Origin of the sequence: Rothia sp. HMSC061E04 (assembly GCF_001813685.1) — a bacterium.
Lineage (GTDB): Bacteria > Actinomycetota > Actinomycetes > Actinomycetales > Micrococcaceae > Rothia > Rothia mucilaginosa.
In genome coordinates, this window is the sequence record NZ_KV813701.1 from 328 (window position 1) to 19,075 (window position 18,748).

The following is an 18,748-nucleotide window of genomic DNA, read 5'->3' on the forward strand; positions in this document are numbered from 1 at the left end:
GGGGGGGGGGGGGGGGGGGGATTACGCACCGCCAACTTAGAGATATTTCTCCAAACTGCTCTCCGCCATGCGGGACAGCTGCTCACGCACCGTGCGGGCACGAGCCTCACCCACACCGTCCACGGCACGCAAATCCTCGAGGGACGCTGCCATCAGGGCCTGCAGGCTGCCGAAGCGCTCCACCAGACGCTCAGAAATAGCGTTCGGGATGCTCGGAATACCGGCGAGCAGACGGAAACCGCGAGGCTGCAGGGGGAACTCCAGATCGGGGTTCTCGCCAAAGCCGACAGTGCGGGCAATCGTGCGCAGATCCACGATAGCCATATCGTCCAGGTTCTGAAGTGCCTCAACACCGGCGGTAATCAGCTCGTCGTTCACCTCGGGCAGGTAGTCGCGCAGAATCAGGTCGCTAGCGGTCATCTCGGGGGCGCGCAGCTCCTCCAGCTGCAGGGCAATCAGGCGGCCGTGCACGCCGAGCTCTAGTACGTAGTGGCTGACCTCGCGGATAATGCGGTTCACCATCTCCATGCGCTGCAGGGTCATCGCCACATCACCCAGGGAAACGTTCGACTCAATCTCCAGGGCAGACAGGCTGGAGAGCACCGAACGCAGACGCTTCTTATAGCTTTCAAGGGTCTGAATCGCCTGGTTTGCGCGGGCCATCAGGTACTGGCTGTCCTCAACCATGTAGCGGGTGCCGTCAACGTACACCGAAATCACGGACATCGATGCGCTCACCGAAATCACGGGGAATCCGGTCTGAATGGCGGTGCGTTCGGCGGTGCGGTGGCGGGTGCCGGACTCGTTCGTCTCAATGGAGGCGTCCGGCATGAGCTGCACGCCGGCGTGCAACAGGCGGGTGGCGTCGCGGTCGCAGATGATAGCGCCATCCATCTTCGCCAGCTCGCGCAGGCGGGTTGCCGAGAACTCGGTGTCGATGTTGAAACCACCCGAAGACAGGGAGGATACGGTGCGGTCGGATCCGAGTACGATGAGCGCGCCCGTACGGCCACGCATGATGCGTTCCAGGCCCTCGCGGAGCTCGGTGCCGGGGGCGATTCGGGCGATAGTTTTAAGCAATAGGTCACTATAATTCATCTGCACAAAAAACATTGTACCCGTAAGGGTGGTTATTGAGCCAGGTCAGGAGCGGAACGGCGGGCTAAAGTGCCTCAAAAGCGAACGGATATTCTCGATATTTATACAGGAGTGCACGAAGTGAAACTATCTACATTTAAGAGTAAAAATGCGTTCTGCGGTACCCCATTTCGCCGTGACCAAACACCGCGCACCATATCGCCCCAGACCCTAAAATAGACCCATGACCGCGCGCACGAAAAACACCAAAACCGCACCCGCCTACCGCTGCACCGAATGCGGCTGGACCACCGCCAAATGGGTAGGCCGCTGCGGCGAATGCCAGACCTGGGGCACCGTCGAAGAAGCCGCCGGGGGCACCCGTGCGCGCACCCGCGCCGCATCCAGCGTGCAGAAACCCGCCCAGCCCATCGCAGAAGTCGACTCGCGCGTAGCCGCCTACATGAGCACCGGAAACCCCGAATTTGATCGCGTGCTCGGCGGCGGACTGGTACCCGGCGCGGTCATCCTCATGGCGGGCGAACCCGGCGTGGGCAAATCCACCCTGCTGCTGGATGTCGCCGCCACCTTCGCGCGCGGCACCGTCGCGATTGCGGGACAGCAGGGAGCGCAGAATATCGTGCCCCAGCCGCCGCGCCCGGTCCTGTACATTACCGGCGAGGAATCCGCCGCGCAGGTCAAGCTCCGCGCCGACCGCATCCGCGCCATTGCGGACACCCTCTACCTGACCAGCGAAACCGACCTCGGCACCGCCCTGGCACATATTGAGCAGGTCAACCCCTCCCTGCTGGTCATTGACTCCGTGCAGACCCTCGCCTCCGCGGAAGTTGAGGGTAGTGCCGGCGGCGTGACCCAGGTGCGTGAGGTTGCCGCCTCCGTGATTGCCGCCGCGAAGGAACGCAATATGTGTACCCTGCTCGTGGGCCACGTGACCAAGGAAGGCACCATCGCGGGCCCTCGCCTGCTCGAGCACCTGGTGGATGTGGTCTGCCAGTTCGAGGGTGATAAGCACTCGAATGTCCGCATGCTGCGCGCGATTAAGAACCGCTTCGGACCTACCGATGAGGTGGGCTGCTTCGACATGCACGAGGACGGCATCGCGCCGGTGCTGGACCCCTCCGGCATGTTCGTCTCTAGCACCCCGCACCCGGTGGCGGGCACCTGCGTGACCGTCACGATGGAGGGCCGCCGACCCCTGCTCGCGGAGGTGCAGGCGCTGCTGGATCAGGCGGTGGCACCCGCCCCTCGCCGTACCGTCTCGGGCCTGGATTCGGCGCGTATTCAGATGCTGTTGGCGGTGCTGCAGCGCCGCGCCGGGCTGAACGTGGGCAAGCTCGACTGCTACGTCTCCACGGTGGGCGGGGCAAAAATTGCCGAGCCCGCCGCTGACCTGGCGTGCGTCATGGCCCTTGCCTCGGCGGCGCAAAATAAGCCGCTACCGCGCAAGCTCGCGGTCTTCGGCGAGGTCGGCCTGGCCGGTGAAGTGCGCGCCGTGCCGGGCATCCGCCAGCGCATTGCGGAGGTGGGCCGCCTGGGCTTCACGCACGTGCTGGTGCCCGCCTCCCCGACCGGTGTGGGGGACGTGCCCGAGGGCGTGACCGTGCGTGAGGTAACCACCCTGGGTGAGGCACTCGCGCTGCTCTTCCCGCAGAAGTAGCCGCCCGCGCATTAACAGCATAGAGATAGCGGAGGAGGGGGCTCCCGGCTGGCGTGAATGCCGGCCGGGAGCCCCTCCGCTGTATCTTGATGGTTGCCACTGACCCCACTAGAGCCCCGCTAGAACCCCGCTAGGAGGAGCGGCTCTCCTCCTCGTTCTCGTGCAACATGATGTTGATCGAGCGGGTGTTGAGCTTGTTCGTGCGGTGGGTGTTCACCGCGCTATCGGTCACGTCATCAACCACCATGGAGTCATCCATGTCAGCGTCAACAATCGGGATTGCCGAGGTACGCGGTGCATGTTTGGTGACCGCCTCACCCAGAGGCACCAGAACCGCCACGGCATCCTGGTGGGACATACCGGTTGCCTCCATAAAGTCCACCACAATCAGGCGGAGCATCAGCACGAGCGACTCGCCCTCAAAGGTCGCCACACCCATTGTGCGCGGCTCGAGGGTGCCGGCAAGCTTAATCATGTGCTCGCGTGCCTCCATCATGTAGTGCTCGCGTTCGCCCTCCGTCGGGGCGGACATGCCCAAGCCGAGGCTCTGCGCCGCCAGCGACAGCTCGGTCAGCGCGTCACTGAGTGAGAGCTGCGCGGCGGTGCGCAGTTGCACGTGGTGAATCGTGGACGCCATGCGGCGGTTGAGCACGCGGTCGTTACGGATTGCCAAATCCACCGCGGCGAGAGTCTTTGCCATGCGCGCCAGCTCGCCCTTGCTCTTGCGGCTGTTCCAGGACAGCTCATTCATACCCTGCGCGGTGATCAGGTCGCCTCGGCACGCATCATACAGCGGTTGCAGGGCGCGGGCATCGAGTAGGCTCTGGTACGCCTTGTTGTAGTCGTAGTAGCGGATTGCCTCGGAGGAAAGCTGGAAAACCTTCGCGAACGCATCCATGAGAGCCTGGGCGCGGGCACGCGGGTTCTTACGCGGGTCGCGTGGCATCAGGTACATGGCGAGGAATGCAAAGGCGCCACCAACGATACCGTCAAAACTGCGGGTGAACGCGTCATCAGGCACCGGTAGGAGTAGCACAAAACACGCCTGGAAGCTCAGCTGAATCGTGAAAATAATGCCCTTATCAATGAAGCGGGCAATAATCACGGACAGGAACAGCACGACCGCCGCCTGCCAGGTGCCGTGGCCAAGAAGAATCAGCAGAAGGTCGCCAATGAGAATGCCGAGGGTCACGCCGAAGGACACCTCAAGGATGCGGCGGGAGTGCTTCGCGCCGCTCACATAGCCGAGGGACACGAGGGCAGCAACCGCGGCAAAAATAGGTTCCTGATGACCTAGAACGTGCTCGGAGAAAAGCCACGCGCCCATAGACGCCGCAACAATCTGCACGGACTGAAAGAAGTCAGCCCGGACTCGTTCAATGCCCTCATGGACGAACTGCCGGGCGTTCTGTTCAGTAGTGCGTAGAATATCTGCGAATCGTGCCATGGGCACCATCATACCGGCGCGTGTGCGGTGCACAAGAGGCTAGGGCAGTGTTGGGCGCAAGTGTGAGAGAATCCGCGCCCCGTACCCGCTCTGGAGCCGCGTTTTCCGAGGAAACCTAGCTCCAAAACCGCTGCACGAGCCCCCGTTACGCAGCCTTGGCCCCCGTTACGCAACTTAGCCGCGGAGGCGGCGCGCCACCCTCGCCAGCAGGCCCGGCTGGGCGGGGTGAGGCTGGGCGGGTGCCTCATCAGATGACTCAGACTCAACGGTGACAGGATGCGTTTCTTCGGCGCCGTGTGGCCCGTGAACACCGCGCGTGCTGTACCCGCCGCCGATTGCGCGGGCACGTTCGAGCTGCCGGCGGTGCTCAGCATCCCAGGAGTGCGCCCGGTCAGACATTGCCCACTCGAAACCCGCGGTGAAGGAGGTTTCGGTAAAAAGATCGCGGGCGGCGCGGACGGTTGCACCCAGCGGCTCGGGGAGAGCCGGGACCTGCTCCACGGCGGGGAAGGGTGCGGGGGTTTCTGCTTCGCCTTGAGTTTCTGCTTTGCCGTGATTTTCTGCATTGGGGGCAAGAATCTGTGCGAGCAGGTAGGCACGCTCGGTGCGCAACACCTCCAGCAGTTCGGTGTGGCGTGCATCCGATGCCACCGCCGCGTGCCGCAGAGCGGCGGCAACCATCAGCTCGGGAACGCCACCGGCGAGCATGCCCAGCGGCAGGGTGAACTCGCCCAGCCCGTACAGGTTCAGAGCGCCGCCCACGCGCATCTGCGTGAAGGCATCCGGCGCGAGGGCGAGCACGGGAATACCCGCCGCCGCAGAGAACACCGCCGGGTGGTAGCGGCTGGTCAGCGTGAACGCCGCACCACGGTGCACGGTGACGCTCTGGTCGGCGTGCAGAATCGGCAGCAGGGTCGCCGGGGTGGAGGGGCTGAGCTGCTCAGCGATGCGCTGGTGCGTATGAATATCGCCGCTTTCGGGGTTCTGCGGGTCGCCAAAATGGCTCAGGAACACGGGTGCGTAGCCGTGCTCGCGCCACATGCTATCGAGCAGACGTGCGATTTGCTGCGCCTGCTGTTCGGTGCACTCGTTGACAGTCACGCACACGTAGCGCTCGGGCAGGTTATCCAGTGCCTGACTTGCGGAAATACCTTCCGTATAGTGCAGGGTACGCGCCGGGGAAGCCGGTAGGTAGTCGGTGGCATCGTCCACGCTCAGGCGCGCATCAATACCCCGCTCACGGCACCAGGCGAGGGAAGAATGTTCGCGCACCGTCACCGAACGGGCAACGCGCAGCATACGCTCCAGAACCTGCGCGTCCTCGGGGTTGAGCACCGGGCCCAGGGACTGGCCGGTCACGTACACGGGCACGCCCGCATGCTCGGCGGCACGCACCGCGGCGGCGCGTTCGTAGAGCAGCCAGCCGTAGCGGGAATTGAGGTTGCCGCCGCCGGAGATCACGACCGCGTCCATGGTGGCGATAGCGTCCGCGAACTCCACCATGCGCTCAACGGTCTGCGCCAGCGGATGTAGCACCTCCGGCAGCGCCTGCACCTGCGGCAACGCCACCAGCTCGTTAGCGGAGGGGCGCTCCCGGTCGGCGTGCAGCTGCGCCAGGACGCACTCGAGCGCCGCGAGGGTCAGCTCGCGTTCAGCCGGCGCCCAGGGGAAGAGAAAAAACGGCAGGTACTCGTAGGGTACGCCCGCCTCATGATGTACCGCCGCGCCAATATAGCGCGCTGAATGGCCTACGTCGCGGGTCATGAGGGTGACCGCCGCGCCGCCTTCGGAAAGTGCCTCCGCGCTCGCAATGGTCATGGCTTCGTCGCCCACGTGGTAGGTGTGCTGGCCGATATCGCCGATGACGAGCACGCGCGGTGCTTCAGTAAAGTGCGGTGCTTCAGTAATAGGCAGTGCTGTAGAAGAATGATTGTTCTCCGTCATGGCTATGCGCCCTTCTCGCCGGTAGAACCATCCTCAGTACCGCGACGAGCCTGAGAACGCTGGCTGAGGGAACGCTTCGCCAAGGAACGCAACGCGCGGCCCGGGGTGCGCAGGTGCTTGAGAACCCGCAGACGCTCCTCAATACCCTGCTGACGGGCCTCGATACGTTCCAGGCGGCTCTCAATAGAGCGCAGAATGTCCAGGGATTCGCGGGTCAGATCGTGCCCGTCAATCACGCGGCGCTCCAGGTCAGCCGCCAAATGCGCCTGATACAGGTACGCACCCGGTCGGGCACCCGCCTGCAAATCCTCGCGGATAGCGCGGGCGCGCACCAGCGAATCGAAGCGGGCATGATCAGCCTGACGCTTCACGCTATTCGCCTCGGCACCCTCCGCGTCGGGGCGCAGTGACCAGTACGCCAGCGGCTCATCCACCAGCAGAATATCCGCAACGGATGCGGCACGCATGTTGAACTCCCAGTCGCCGACCACCGGCAGGGACTCGTCATAAAAACCGACCAGCTCGTGCAGGCTGCGGCGGTAGAGAATACCAATCGGCACGGCACGGTTCGTGCGGAAGAGGAACTGCAAACCCATGCCGGGCAGGCCGTCGTGGAAAATACGCTCCTCGTACACCTCGAACTCGCCGTCGGCGTTCTCACGTTCGTACCGCTCCACAACGCGGGTGGTGCACATGAGCGCGCCGCTCTCTTCTAGCGCCGCGACGGTGCGTTCCAGGAACTCGGGTGCCCACAGGTCGTCGTCATCGTGAATCGCCACGTATTCGGAGGTGGTCGCCGCCAAACCGGCGTTGGATGCCGCCTCCATGTTGCCGCCGACGGTGGTCAGCAGCTGCACGCGGCTGGAATCCTGCGCGTTAGAACCCAGCAAACCCAGCGGGGAAGCCTCAATGACGGCGCAGGTTGCCTGCTCGTCGCCTCCGTCGTTAATCACGCAGACCGTGTAGTCGGTGAAGGTCTGCTGCGCAATGTTCTCCAGGGCGCGACTCAAGAAGCGGGGGCGGTCCTTCGTGCGGACCAGAATAGCTACGGTAGGGGAAGACATAACCACAATCAGTCGAGGGCGAATGGGCCCGTGCCAGCCCAAGAACTCAACCCATTATGAAGGTGTGCACTGTTCAGACTCAACCCGCCGCCCGGCTAACCCGCGACAGTGGGCATGCACAGGCATGCACCGCCCCTAAAAACTAGCTGATGGACTGTAGCGCCACCATTGCCAGCACACCGAGCACAAAGCACGCCGGAATGGTTACCAGCCACACCAGAAGAATCTGCAGAACAATCCTGGACTTCAACGCGTTAAGACGCTGATTCACGCCCGCGCCGAGCGCCGATGCAGTCGCCAGGTGCGAGGAGGAGAACGGCACCTGCAGCAGGAAGTAGCCGAGCACCTGCACCACCGCGGTCGTGCCCTGAGCGACCGCGCCACGGAACGGGTCCAGGCGCACCATCTTGTAGGCGAAGGTGTAGCCGATGCGGCGGCCACCGGTCAGCGTACCGGCACCCAGGCTGAGGGCAATGATGATGGTGCCCAGCAGCATCCCGCCCCAGGTGAGGGACTGAATAAGCGCCGGATCCATGATGCGTTCGCTCAGCAGCGCCCACAGCAGCAGGTACAGGTAGCCGGTCTGCAGGCCGTGTAGCAGCGAAATCGCGGAGGCAGACACCGCCAGCACCTCGCGTGCATGCTGATTCACCAGGCGCGGGTTGTGGCCGACCACCAGCCGGTAGAACGGCACCACCATCAGCCAGGACAGCAGAAAAATGAGCGGCGGCAGGTAGAAGAGAGGCAGCAGGGTCGCCCCAAAAATATGCGGCAGGAAGGCGAGGGAACCGAAGCCTTCAACGGCGCTGTCACTCCTCGTCTGGGTCCACCAGCTCACACCGGCGAGGGCACCGACCAGCGCGTGAGTTGAGGAGGACGGCAACCGCAGAAACCAGGTGAGCACACCCCAAATAGCGCAGACGAGCAACGCCGCAACGATGCCGTTCAGGCCGGTGGTACCCTCCGGGGCACTCACCCACGAGGCAGAATACTCACCGAGCAGCAGGAACGCACCGATTACACCGAGCACGTTGAAGAGCGCGGCAAGGTACAGGGCGGAGCGCTCGCCAAGGGCGCGGGTACGCACCGGAACAGCAACGGAGTTGGAGGCGTCGTGCACACCGGTGACGTAGACCGCGGCAATGAAGGCGCAGCAGGCTAGAAGACCCAGAAGCATTAGGATTCCTGAACGATAATGCGGCCGATCTCGGCAGACACATCACGCATAGCGTTGGAGGCAGCGGTCAGCTGCGCCAGGAAGGTGGCGTAGCGGCGGTACCGTTCGGGGGTGTAGCGTTCGGCAATGTACGCGTCGTATTCTTCGGCGGTGCGCAGCGCCTGGCGGGAGATACGCAGCATGTCCATCCAGTAGTTGTCGAGGCCGCGAATATCGGCAAGTTTGGGGATGACGGCGGCGGTCAGCACCGCCTGACGCTGAATAATGTCCAGGATTGAGGTGATGTGCGTGGCGAAGCCGTCAATGCTGTGCAGGGACAGCACGTGCGCGGCACTCGTAAGCTTCTCAACGGCGTTGGTGAGCTTGCGTGCCAGCGTGTACAGGTCTTCACGCGGAATCGGTGGGGAGAAGGAGCTGCGCACCTCGGTGAGGGTGCGGAACAGCAGGTTCGTGGAGTCCGCCTCGTGGGTGAGCATGCGTTCGAAGAGTTCGGGGTACTCCGCGACGGGGGAGCCGACCATTTCTGAGAGCAACGCGGCAGCCTCACCGACCTGCGCTGAAATTTCAGCGAGGGAGGCGAGGGATTCGTTGGCGTGGGGGAAAAGTCGGTGCAGCATAGTTCCCAGTCTAACCAGTATTGGGGGCTGCGGGTGCGCATAGTCCGCGCGTATCTCACGAGCGCCCGACCTGCAAACGCTACTGTAACGACCAGTAAATGTTATAGCGCCGACCTGTTCACGGTTGCGCATGAGGGTTTTAAACAAAAAACGGTGGGGGTCGATTTCTCGACCCCCACCGGAACGTTTAGGGATGTCGGGTTGGGAGCGCCTCTCGGCGGAAGGCCGCTCGAAGCGGCTAAAGATTTGGAGCCCGGGGCTACCTATTAGCAACCCGACATCTTGTAATTATTATCCACCCGCACCCTGCGCAGAGTCAATCGGAAACAGGCTTTTCAGGCCTTTGCGGCCCAATGTGGAACCTCTGCCAATTCGCGGCACGAACCCGCATTTTTAGGCGCTCAAACGTTGCAGAAGACTAGAATGCTTCGAGGTTGGTCTGCGATTTTTCCTGCGCAGAATCAGCCCCGGAACCCCCGTTAGCCTGCTGACCAGCCTCAACGGCGCGCAGCTGGGCGGCGACCGCCTCCAAATCGTGCGCAATCTGCTCCATCTGCTGAGCCTGACGCGGCAGGCGAGCACGACGCTCCACCGCCTCACGCTTCACCTCGTGGCTGCCCGGAACCGCACCATCCTGCCCGGCAGAGCGCGCATAATCGGTGCGAATACCCAACGCCACCACGTGCGCAAACGCGGCGCAACGTTCCATCGCAATATCCATATCGCCGGTGTACAGGCCCGCCAAAATCTCATCAATCGTGCGGACCACCTCGTCGGCACTCGGCGGGTCGGGAACACCCGCCACCACGTGCGAACGGTAATCCTCCGCCATTCCCAGCTCAAAAGCGCGGCTTACCCCGCGCGGCGAACGATGCACCACGTCCCGCAGCCAGTACATACGCCACAGCGCACCCGGCAGGGAGTGGGCGCTCGCGTGCGACCAGAGTTCGGCGAGGGTCTCAATACCGTAGTCGTCGGTGAAGCTGACGAGCCGTTCGGTCATCTGTTCGTCGGTGCCGCGTCCGCGTATCAGCAGGATTCGTGCGGAGGCGTGCGCCGCCTCTTCGCGTGCGGCGGGGTCCATGCCGCCTTCGTGGCGTTCAAATTTCTCGGCGGAGTAGAGGACGGGGCGGTGGTGGGTGCGGTGTCGGGCGCGCCCGGAGGCGCCGGTTGATGATGTGGGTGTAGACATAGGATTTCCCAGTGTACCGTTCATTGGCTGGGGGCCGGTAGTGTATAGTATTTCTATCTGCACACTTTCAGTTTTGTGTGGATAGGAGCGCCTTTAGCTCAGTCGGTAGAGCTACGGACTTTTAATCCGCAGGTCGTGGGTTCGAGCCCCACAGGGCGCACTAGCCGACCCGTCGCCTCCCGCTTTGCGGGGGTCGGCGGGTTTTTGCGTCTTCACCCTCGTGTGCGGGGTTTTATCCCGTGTTGATTCTGTGTGGTGGGGCGTGTCCTGCCGGGTTAGTCTGGCAGTTTTTGATTCGTGTACGTTGACCCGAAAAGATGAGGAAACCCGTGAGCGTCACCATTAAGAACCCTGAAGAAATCACGATTCTTGCCACTGGCGGTACGATCGATAAGTTCTATTCGGTGGCGGGCACCATGGATATTGGTGAGCCTGCCGCTAAAGACCTGCTGGACCGCGTGATTACCGATATCCGTTTTGATATTCGCCCGCTGATTGGCAAGGATAGCCTGGACATGACCAATGAGGATCGTGCCGAGCTGACCGAGGTGCTGAACGCTGTCACTAACGACCAGGTGCTCATCACTCACGGTACCGACACCATGCCGGAGACTGCCCGCTACCTGGTGGAGCACGCCGACCTGGGCGATAAGGTTGTGGTGCTGACCGGTGCGATGCAGCCCGCCGTGATGGCTCGTTCGGATGCCGGTTTCAACCTGGGTGCCGCTATTGCCGCCCTGAACCTGCTGGAGCCGGGCGTGTACATCAGCATGAGCGGTCGTATTTTCCCTGCTGAGAGCGTGCGTAAGGACCGTTCTCGCGGCATTTTTGAGGGCTAAGATGGCTGATTCTTCTGCTCGTATGCTGCGGGGTGAACCAGTTTCTGCTACTGAGCTTGCGCCGGTGGAGGGCTCCTCAGATCTTGTGCCGCAGGAGCATATGTCGCAGGTGCAGCTCATGCAGCAGCAAGCGTTGGATGAGCTGGAACAGCAGGCTGACGAGTTCTGGAATGTCACCAGTGATTACCTGCTGCCGGCTAAGAACCTGTACCTGGTGCGTGTGCTGCTGCTGGTCGTACCCTCGCTGATTACTGTTTATTACTTCATCCGCGTCACGCTTTTCCCGATTGGTGCGGTGCCGCTGGTCTATCTGGTGATGCATGTGTGGCTTGCCATGATTTACCGGGCGAACCGTTCGGTGAAGCTGGTGCTGCTGGCGAATGCGGCATCCGGGGTCGCGGCGGCCATAATGACAGCGTTCTTTGCCTATGCGCTTGTGACGGTGCAGGGCCCGCAGACGCTGCTGGACCGTGTGGGCGTGCTCTATACGGTGAGCCTGCTGACGGTCATGGCGTCGTTTGCGTTGGAGGTTCTGTTCTCGCTGTTCTATAGTTTGGCGGTTCGTAGGAGCTTGCGTTTGACGCGGCAGAAGCAACAATCGGAGCAGCAGGGCGCTGAAGAGCAGAAGGCAGAGGAACCAAAACCAGAAGAGCCGAATCCCGAGGCACCGAACGCTGAGGAGTTGAACACTGAGGCTTCGCGTGCTGCGGAGCAGAGCTAACGCGCACCGACGGGCGGGGATTTTCCTGCGCATCCGCGCCTCTGCCGGGTGATGCCTGACGGGGCCTTGACGGGGTGTTGACGGGGCGATAAGAGGCGGTGTGACACGCTCTCAGTGATGCCCAGCTACTGCTCAGATTCCCTTAAAGTCCGCGTGATACGGTAGAGACAGAAACACGACCAGCACCTGTCAGGAGGTCACCCATGGGCGCTACACATCTGAACACAGATGCTGCTTCATCCGCAGAACACCCGGATGAAGATATCAGTGTGCAGACTCGCTATCAGGCGCCTATCCGCCACGCGACTCCTGCCACGCCGGAGGTGTCCGTTCCGCTGAACGTGCCGCCGGTGGTGACTGGTTCGCATCCGGTTATTTCGGCGACTTCTACCGTCATCATTCAGGATGGTACGAACCCTCCGATTGTGGTGCGTACGCATCCGACGGGTCCTCTACCGCCGTTCCCGGGGCAGGGTCAGTTGCCCGCTTTTCTGCGTACTTACACCGCTGATGAGGTGAAGGAGCGCAAACAGAAGCTTAAGAAGAACCTCCTAGTCCGCGCGGTTATTCTGAGTATTTTGACCCTGGTCGAAGGGCTCATTATTTCTCAGTACACGCAGCCGTTGGCGATTTGCTTTGGTTTTGTGGCGGCGCTTTACCTGGTGGTTCAGATGTGGCCGCTGATGCGCCCTCCGAATGATTCGACGGACGCCTCCGTGTATAGCGTTTGGGCTATCTGCTCCCTGATCGGGTATGTTGCCGTGGGGCTGGTGCTTTCACCGATTACGTTCCTGCTGCTGATGCTCGACTGGGCTGGAGTTTCGATGGGGCTTGACCCCCTGCTGATACTTGTTGTCTTGGGCCTAGTCTGGTTGAGCGAGGTCGGTTTATCGTTGCTGACCATTTACCGCTTCAACAACTTGCGAATTGCGATGGCGAATCAGGCAGATTCTCCGTTGCTACCTGACAGTATTTCTGCGACGGTTGATCCGTCCACTTCTGCCTAGAGTTTTGAGGCGGTGCGGTAGACAAACGCCGCGCCGCCGCCCACACTCACATCACACACTCGCTCATACGTTTTCCGCACACTATCAGCCGATATCCGAAAGATTCAGCTATGTCCGCCGTCGAGTCCTCTCCGCCATCCGCTCCGAACACCACGCATCCTACGAAGCCCGCCACCCCCACTCTCGTGTCTGTGGCGGGTTGGGTTCTGCTTGTTATTGCTGTGGGCTGGCTGGCGCTGATTGCGTACACCGGCGTCTCCTATGCGACTACCCATTTGTCGCATTTTTCGACCTGGCGTGCCCAGTCGCTGGTGGATGCGCAGGCGTACTATCCGGTGCTTTTCCTGATGGTCAGCGCGTTCGGTAATGTGACCCTGCACGGCTTCTGCACGGTGGCGTATCTGCGTGGTTACCGGTGGGCGGCGTTGGTGCTGTCGGTGGCATTGGCGTTGGGCGTTTTGGCTTCTTTACTGATTATGCTGACTGTGGCGGCTCTTCTGGGCACGTTGAATGGTGCGCCGAGCCAGGATGTTGAGCTGCTGCTCAGTAGCGCTTCGCCGCTGTACACGCCGGTGTATATTGCGGGTCCGTACATGCTGGTGTGCGTGGTGGCGTTGGCGTTGGTGTGGTCGCGTCAGTCGCGTTCTTATATGGAGGCGCGCCGTGATTGGCGTGTGCGCCGCAGCGAGGATTACCTGATTTAGCCTCATTTCTTGACGCGGGCACTGCGATACACGGGTCTGCGGCTCACCGATAATTTTATTCACCCAACCACAGTTAGGATGACTCGTGCACCCTACTTCCGAACCTGCGCACAAATCCTCATCGCAGACTAGCCCCGGCGCCCCCAAGCGCACATATGATGAGCGGGCGGCATTTGAAGAGGCGAAAAGAAACCTTGGCATAGTTGGCGAGAGGGAGCAGGAATTTAACCGGGCCTGGAGCTTCTTGGTAAAGCCTATTCCATCGGTATGACGCTCATCCTGGTGTATTTCCTCCTGGATGCGTACCAGATTCTCGTTACTGCGGGTCGTAGTTTGAACATCGGCTCGTTCCTTAGCTATGCCCTGCCGAAGGTTCTGTCTGACGCCATCTTGGTGGTGCCGTTCCTCTGGATTGTTCTGGGGTGGGTCAAAGACGGGTACATTAATCCGCGCCGCCTGATGATGCTGTACCTGCCGCTGTGCTGTGTGAGCGGTGTGCTTTCTTTCGCCGGTGTTTTTGGTATGGCGCAGGTGCTTTTCCCTGCGTTTACTGCTCTGGATCCGGCATCGCATCCTGCCGCCGCTTCATCTATCGTGACGCAGGTTCTGGTTGCGGTCATTACGGCGGGTAGCGCTGTTCTGATGTTTCTTCTGACCCGCCCGGCTGTGGGTGTGGTTCCGAGCTTTGCGGTGATTCGGAAACAGATGAGGGCTATCGAGGAAAGCATGTCGGGTGCTGAGGACGAAGAAGAGTTGACTCGCGAGGATGTTCTTCGTCAGCTTGAGAAGGAAGAAGGCCCGGTCAAGGACTCTATCGAGCAGCTGTTGCGTGAGCTTTCTGCCGATTATGCGCTCTCGAATGATCCGGTGGAGAAGAACCGCCTGCTGGATGAGATACAGCAGGTTCAGCGCGCCCAGAAGGCGGGTGTAAAGCCCAATCTTGGCGGCGCCTCCGCTGGTAGGCGGGTAAGCCCCACGAGCAAGCACACGGGGGCGAGAAGGCTACTGCTGGCTCTACCGCGCCTGAGGTGGTGCTCCCGCCGTGCCCGAAGGCGCTGCGTGGCGTCATGTGGTGCGCTACAGCGATTATTATTCTGTCCGCAATCCAACGTATCTATGTATCTATCCATAACGAGGTGCCAGATCGCGTTATGGAAATGATGCCGGGCATCATCATTTCAGGCATATTCGCTACCTTCATCTTCTCTCTCATACCGATTTTCGTCCTCCGCCGATTGTGGAAGGGCCGTAGATGGGCGTACTTCCTCACCCTCTTCGGTAGCGCTTTTGCGGTTTTTGTTGGGGCGCTGAGTTTGCAATCTTTCATATCGGCTGATTATTTCTCCAGGCTGGCGGATGAATCGTTAACGTCACGACCCAGAGACTACGTAGTTTCCATCGTGGTGAGTGACATTATGGGAGCTTTTCTCACGGCTTTCTATCAGGTGATTGTTGTGTTGCTCTTGAGCCGTTCCACCAGGTCGTACGTGGCTGCTGCGCGGTTGACGCGGTTGAAGGCGCGCGAACAGGTGAACGCTGATGATGGCTGGGTCGTTTTCCATCAGGACGCAGAAACGTGTGCTCACCTGGACGAAGAGCAGACACGTCGGGAAGAGAAGGAAGCTAACTGACGGGCTGAAGAAGCGGCCGCGCAGCAGTACAAGACGACCCGCCGCACGGATGCACGGAGGAACTCCCGCAGCGAGCAACGCGGCTATAAGGATACTTCCGTGTACACCGAGGAAGGCTACCGCCTCAATTAGGATGGGATGCCCCTCTTCATGGGGAGACTCTTCTGCACCCGCCCCGCGCTATAGCGTGCGGGGCGCGAAGAAAAGAAAGAAACAAAGATGTCAGAACGCCCCCCCAAAGCAACCGCTAAATGATCCGGAGTACACGGTTCCCGAGTACACCGTGCTGCTACCCTCCGACGAGGCTAAAAACAGCACGGTGGAGAATAGCGAGCCCTGTGACAGCACCCCCGAGCACGCCAGCACCCCCGAGCACACCACTACCGACAATCGGGAGGCGACCGCCGGATACAACGCTACCGCCTCCGAACATGCGGGTTGGGTACGATCGAAGGCTCTGCGCAGCGCCAAGCGGTGCACCACCGTGATCATTATTCTGTCGCTTTTCAGCACTATCCAACTCTTCCTGTTCTACGGTAAACCGATTGCCGGTTTGGAGACGCTACCTGACCTTGTCGTGCGTATGCTGGGGTACCCTCTCCTCTTTGTTCTTATCCAGTTTTTCCTCTTCTGGATGACCTGGAAAGGGCACAGGTGGGCGCACATACTTATCCTCATGTACAGTGCCTACGAGGTCTTGAGTCGCATGTATTGGTTTGCGCAAGATTTCCTCGTGGACTCCCGCTATATCACCTTGTTGATGGATGAGTTGCAGTCCTCCGACTCTGCAGATTTTGCGGTCGCTCTTCTCATCCATACCGCGATTGGTGTTTTCATTACTGTCCTCTACGTCCGGAATATTGTGTTGTTGACTCGTCCCTCTGCGTGGGCGTACACGACTACCAGCGGCAGCGCACCGAACAACCAAATGGTTGGTCAGAATCCGTCGGAACCTGACGTAAATTCCAATGAGGGTGGGAACCGCCTCAACTAGGGTGTTTGCCTCAAACGACGCCACTACCACCAAAAGGCTCAGGGCGTGAAAAGGGTGGGGATACCAAACGGCATCCCCACCCTTTCGCGTTAAATATCGAAATCTTCTAGCTGGTAAAACCCTTTGAGTTACCTAAAAGGTTCCAGGCTTCGTATAAAAACTCTACAAGACTCGAAGAGCTTACCCTATACTGAAAAAGTATTATTCTCTCAGCTAACTACATCAAATAACTCTTTTAGGTATGTTTCAAGCAATTCTACCTAAATGAGTGGAATAATCACCGACTTACGCACCATCGTGCGAGCATGCGAGAGAAAGAACGACGATGTTTAACAATACTTCCGGTGCCTCCGCGGGCACACTGGCACCTCAGCCTAACGCCGCAGCATCGAACTTTGCGGCACCGAATTTTGCGGCACCCGCCGCAGCGGCGCCTCAGCTTCCGGTTCCTGCAGGTGCCCGCCCCGTGTATGGTGTTCCGGGTGTTCAGCGTGCTATCAATCTTCCGTCGCGCCCTATTGCCATCTGGGCGGTATCCCTATTCTTGATGCTGTACATGTCCACATATCCTCTACAGCCTCTTGTAGGTCTGGAATTTACGGGCGCTTACATGTTTGCAGGTATGACGATGGGGCTTACGATGGTTCTCCCTATTGTTCTTGGAGTAGTCTCTGCCTGGTACCTCAATGAGGGTTATGAGTGGGCGCGAGTGGTGATTATTATCGAGGGTGCGTTACGCATGATCCTAGATATTGTGTATGTAGTTCTCTGTGCTCACGTTTTCTTTGACAATGAATACGATTCGCAAATGCTTAGGGTGTTGTTCTTTGGCCCGTTTATGACTCTTGAAGTCTTGTGTGCAAAGCTCGCCTTTGATTTCATTAGCCGCATCGTGATTATTGTTCTTCTCTGCCAGCCGCAGGTGGGGCGGTACATCCATATGCGTGGAGACCTGCGACGTATGGGTGTGCGCTAAACATAACTAACCGGGGCGCAACCCCGCCCGCCTCTTGAGGCAGGTTTCATACGAGCCTGCCTGGGGATAGAACAATCACCTGAACAATCACCGACTCACGCATCAGCGTGGGGCACATACAAGAAAGAACGACGATGTTTAACAACGCTCCCAACTCTTCGGCTACTGGCCCGACATCTCAGCCTAATACCGCAGCACCGAACTTTCCGGCATCGAACTTTTCGGTTCCGGGCGCACCCGCTCCTTCATACAGCATGCCGGGCTCCTACGGACTCATTTACGTCCCTTCGCAGCCTGTTGCCCTGCGTGCGGCGATGGGCTGCGCAATCGCTGTGATGGTATTGAGCGCCCTATCATCCCTGTACGTGATGGCCTGGCGTGGTGTGGAAGTCGCTGGTCTTTCATGGATTGGCTTTACCGCTATCGGCGGGCTCGTCATCTGGCAGCTCTGGCAAGGAGCCCGCTGGGCGCACATACTGGTCATTGTTGACTGTGCGCTATACCTTGTCCTTAACCTATTGGGCTTGCTGTTGCTTCCTCTTTTGCGTCAGATTGGTGTACCCGTCCTAGAAGTGATTGGGCTAGCAGGCGCATACCACTATGGAGATCCTAATGTCTTCTTTGTGCTGGCTCTAGGCAGGACCGCACTTGATGTTGTCTTGCATATTGCCATCATTATTCTTCTGGCTCAACCGCAGGTATTGCAGTACTTCAAAGCTCACGCAGACCTTCGAAGCATAAGCGTAAAGTAACCTCGCGGAGGTGTAGCTGGCTTCCGGGGCATCACCTCCACCGGGTTTGAGAGAACGCAAAAGGGTGGGGATACCAAACGGTATCCCCACCTTTTCTCGTCCCCGGCTCAGCAGCCGAGAAGGACTCACGTATTACTCAGCAGATTCCTGCTTCGCCTTCGAACGGCCACGCAGGTATTCGATAATAACCGGCACCACAGAAACCGCCACAATAATCACAGCAATGTACTCAATGTTGTTGTGCACGAACGGGATACCGCCCAGCAGCACACCCGCCAGACCAATCGAACCAATCCACGCAACTGCGCCAACAACATTCCACAGGTGGAACTTCTTACGGTCGTACGAAGAAATACCAGCCGCAAGAGACACAAAAGTACGAACAATCGGTACGAAACGACCCAGAACCAGAGCCAAACTACCGCGCTTCTGAAAGAACTCCTCAGTAGTGTGCAGGTTCTTGGTGCTCAGAATCTTCGCGTCATCCTTGAAGATCTTACGGCCGTAACGGGCACCAATCTGGTAGCCAACCTCAGCGCCAGCAATAGCAACCAGCACCAGGACCGGGAACGCAACCCACAGGGACAGGCCCATCTGCTCATGCAGCATACCCAGAGCAAAAATCAGGGAGTCACCCGGCAGAACAGGGAAAAGAACACCGGACTCAATAAATACGATAATTGCCGAAACTACCAGAACCCAGGGGCCGGTATCGAGCAGGAACTGCTCAAGGTCGAGACCCAAGAGCGCAACCGGAAGATGCGCCAAAGCGGTGGCAAGAAAAGTCATAAAAAATCCTGAACTGTGAGTGGACCGCACGCACGGATCGGCGGCGGAGTAACACCAGCATAGAAAGCGTACCTATGGTGAACATTGTGCAAAACTATGCGGAGGCTGTGTATTACTGGCACAATTCTACCGGCATTTA

At 59.8% G+C, this 18,748-nt stretch carries 18 protein-coding genes and 1 tRNA gene; 11 read left to right on the forward strand and 8 right to left on the reverse strand.

Annotated elements, in window-relative coordinates; translation table 11 throughout:
* Positions 1 to 36 precede the first annotated feature (36 nt).
* Entirely contained in the window at positions 37 to 1,113 is a 1,077-nt protein-coding gene (gene disA, locus HMPREF2927_RS04500) for a DNA integrity scanning diadenylate cyclase DisA (protein WP_049337760.1), read from the reverse strand.
* Between the two features lie 208 nt (positions 1,114 to 1,321).
* On the opposite strand from disA, the gene radA reads away from it, so the two are divergent.
* A complete protein-coding gene (gene radA, locus HMPREF2927_RS04505; RefSeq protein WP_070685921.1) occupies positions 1,322 to 2,755 on the forward strand; it encodes a DNA repair protein RadA in 1,434 nt (477 codons plus the stop codon).
* A gap of 130 nt (positions 2,756 to 2,885) precedes the next feature.
* Here radA and HMPREF2927_RS04510 read toward each other — a convergent pair whose 3' ends face one another.
* From HMPREF2927_RS04510 to HMPREF2927_RS04535, 6 genes are all read right to left on the reverse strand, one after another.
* The gene (locus tag HMPREF2927_RS04510) at positions 2,886 to 4,214 is read right to left on the reverse strand and encodes an FUSC family protein (protein WP_070685923.1); all 1,329 of its coding nucleotides are present in this window, start codon (positions 4,212 to 4,214) and stop codon (positions 2,886 to 2,888) included.
* A gap of 162 nt (positions 4,215 to 4,376) precedes the next feature.
* Positions 4,377 to 6,146 carry a polysaccharide pyruvyl transferase family protein gene (locus HMPREF2927_RS04515; protein ID WP_070685924.1) on the reverse strand — a complete coding sequence of 590 codons (1,770 nt, stop codon included), beginning with the start codon at positions 6,144 to 6,146 and terminating at the stop codon, positions 4,377 to 4,379.
* Positions 6,147 to 6,148: 2 nt separating this feature from the next.
* Entirely contained in the window at positions 6,149 to 7,210 is a 1,062-nt protein-coding gene (locus HMPREF2927_RS04520) for a glycosyltransferase family 2 protein (RefSeq protein ID WP_070685926.1), read from the reverse strand.
* Positions 7,211 to 7,352: 142 nt separating this feature from the next.
* On the reverse strand, positions 7,353 to 8,387 hold the full coding sequence (locus HMPREF2927_RS04525; RefSeq protein ID WP_070685928.1) for an inorganic phosphate transporter: 1,035 nt from the start codon (positions 8,385 to 8,387) through the stop codon (positions 7,353 to 7,355).
* Positions 8,387 to 9,004: a hypothetical protein gene (locus tag HMPREF2927_RS04530; protein ID WP_005504391.1), complete on the reverse strand. Its 618-nt coding sequence runs from the start codon at positions 9,002 to 9,004 to the stop codon at positions 8,387 to 8,389. Before HMPREF2927_RS04530 ends, HMPREF2927_RS04525 begins: the two co-directional genes overlap by 1 nt.
* Before the next feature lie 418 nt (positions 9,005 to 9,422).
* On the reverse strand, positions 9,423 to 10,196 hold the full coding sequence (locus HMPREF2927_RS04535) for a histone acetyltransferase (protein WP_083311177.1): 774 nt from the start codon (positions 10,194 to 10,196) through the stop codon (positions 9,423 to 9,425).
* An 87-nt stretch (positions 10,197 to 10,283) separates the two neighbouring features.
* Between HMPREF2927_RS04535 and HMPREF2927_RS04540 the strand changes: the two genes are divergently transcribed.
* From HMPREF2927_RS04540 to HMPREF2927_RS04580, 10 genes are all read left to right on the forward strand, one after another.
* Positions 10,284 to 10,356, forward strand: a tRNA-Lys gene (locus HMPREF2927_RS04540).
* Positions 10,357 to 10,525: 169 nt separating this feature from the next.
* Positions 10,526 to 11,035: an asparaginase domain-containing protein gene (locus HMPREF2927_RS04545; protein ID WP_083311180.1), complete on the forward strand. Its 510-nt coding sequence runs from the start codon at positions 10,526 to 10,528 to the stop codon at positions 11,033 to 11,035.
* A gap of 1 nt (position 11,036) precedes the next feature.
* Positions 11,037 to 11,756, forward strand: a complete 720-nt coding sequence (locus tag HMPREF2927_RS04550; RefSeq protein WP_070685934.1) for an amino acid transporter — start codon at positions 11,037 to 11,039, stop codon at positions 11,754 to 11,756.
* 203 nt (positions 11,757 to 11,959) lie between these two features.
* Positions 11,960 to 12,763, forward strand: coding sequence for an organic solvent tolerance protein OstA (locus tag HMPREF2927_RS04555; protein ID WP_070685936.1), 804 nt, complete (start codon positions 11,960 to 11,962; stop codon positions 12,761 to 12,763).
* 110 nt (positions 12,764 to 12,873) lie between these two features.
* Entirely contained in the window at positions 12,874 to 13,467 is a 594-nt protein-coding gene (locus HMPREF2927_RS04560) for a flagellar type III secretion system protein FlhB (protein WP_005504401.1), read from the forward strand.
* A 267-nt stretch (positions 13,468 to 13,734) separates the two neighbouring features.
* The gene (locus HMPREF2927_RS09255; protein ID WP_233992169.1) at positions 13,735 to 14,628 is read left to right on the forward strand and encodes a hypothetical protein; all 894 of its coding nucleotides are present in this window, start codon (positions 13,735 to 13,737) and stop codon (positions 14,626 to 14,628) included.
* Positions 14,619 to 15,098 carry a hypothetical protein gene (locus HMPREF2927_RS09260; RefSeq protein ID WP_233992170.1) on the forward strand — a complete coding sequence of 160 codons (480 nt, stop codon included), beginning with the start codon at positions 14,619 to 14,621 and terminating at the stop codon, positions 15,096 to 15,098. The genes HMPREF2927_RS09255 and HMPREF2927_RS09260 overlap by 10 nt, the downstream gene beginning before the upstream one ends.
* 319 nt (positions 15,099 to 15,417) lie before the next feature.
* Positions 15,418 to 16,092 (forward strand): hypothetical protein, encoded by a 675-nt coding sequence (locus HMPREF2927_RS04570; RefSeq protein ID WP_371441155.1) that lies wholly within the window; start codon positions 15,418 to 15,420, stop codon positions 16,090 to 16,092.
* A 325-nt stretch (positions 16,093 to 16,417) separates the two neighbouring features.
* Entirely contained in the window at positions 16,418 to 17,068 is a 651-nt protein-coding gene (locus HMPREF2927_RS04575) for a hypothetical protein (protein WP_070685939.1), read from the forward strand.
* A gap of 134 nt (positions 17,069 to 17,202) precedes the next feature.
* Positions 17,203 to 17,820 (forward strand): hypothetical protein, encoded by a 618-nt coding sequence (locus tag HMPREF2927_RS04580; RefSeq protein ID WP_070685941.1) that lies wholly within the window; start codon positions 17,203 to 17,205, stop codon positions 17,818 to 17,820.
* 132 nt (positions 17,821 to 17,952) lie between these two features.
* On the opposite strand, the gene HMPREF2927_RS04585 is transcribed toward HMPREF2927_RS04580, so the two are convergent.
* The gene (locus HMPREF2927_RS04585; RefSeq protein WP_070507274.1) at positions 17,953 to 18,609 is read right to left on the reverse strand and encodes a DedA family protein; all 657 of its coding nucleotides are present in this window, start codon (positions 18,607 to 18,609) and stop codon (positions 17,953 to 17,955) included.
* Positions 18,610 to 18,748: the final 139 nt, after the last annotated feature.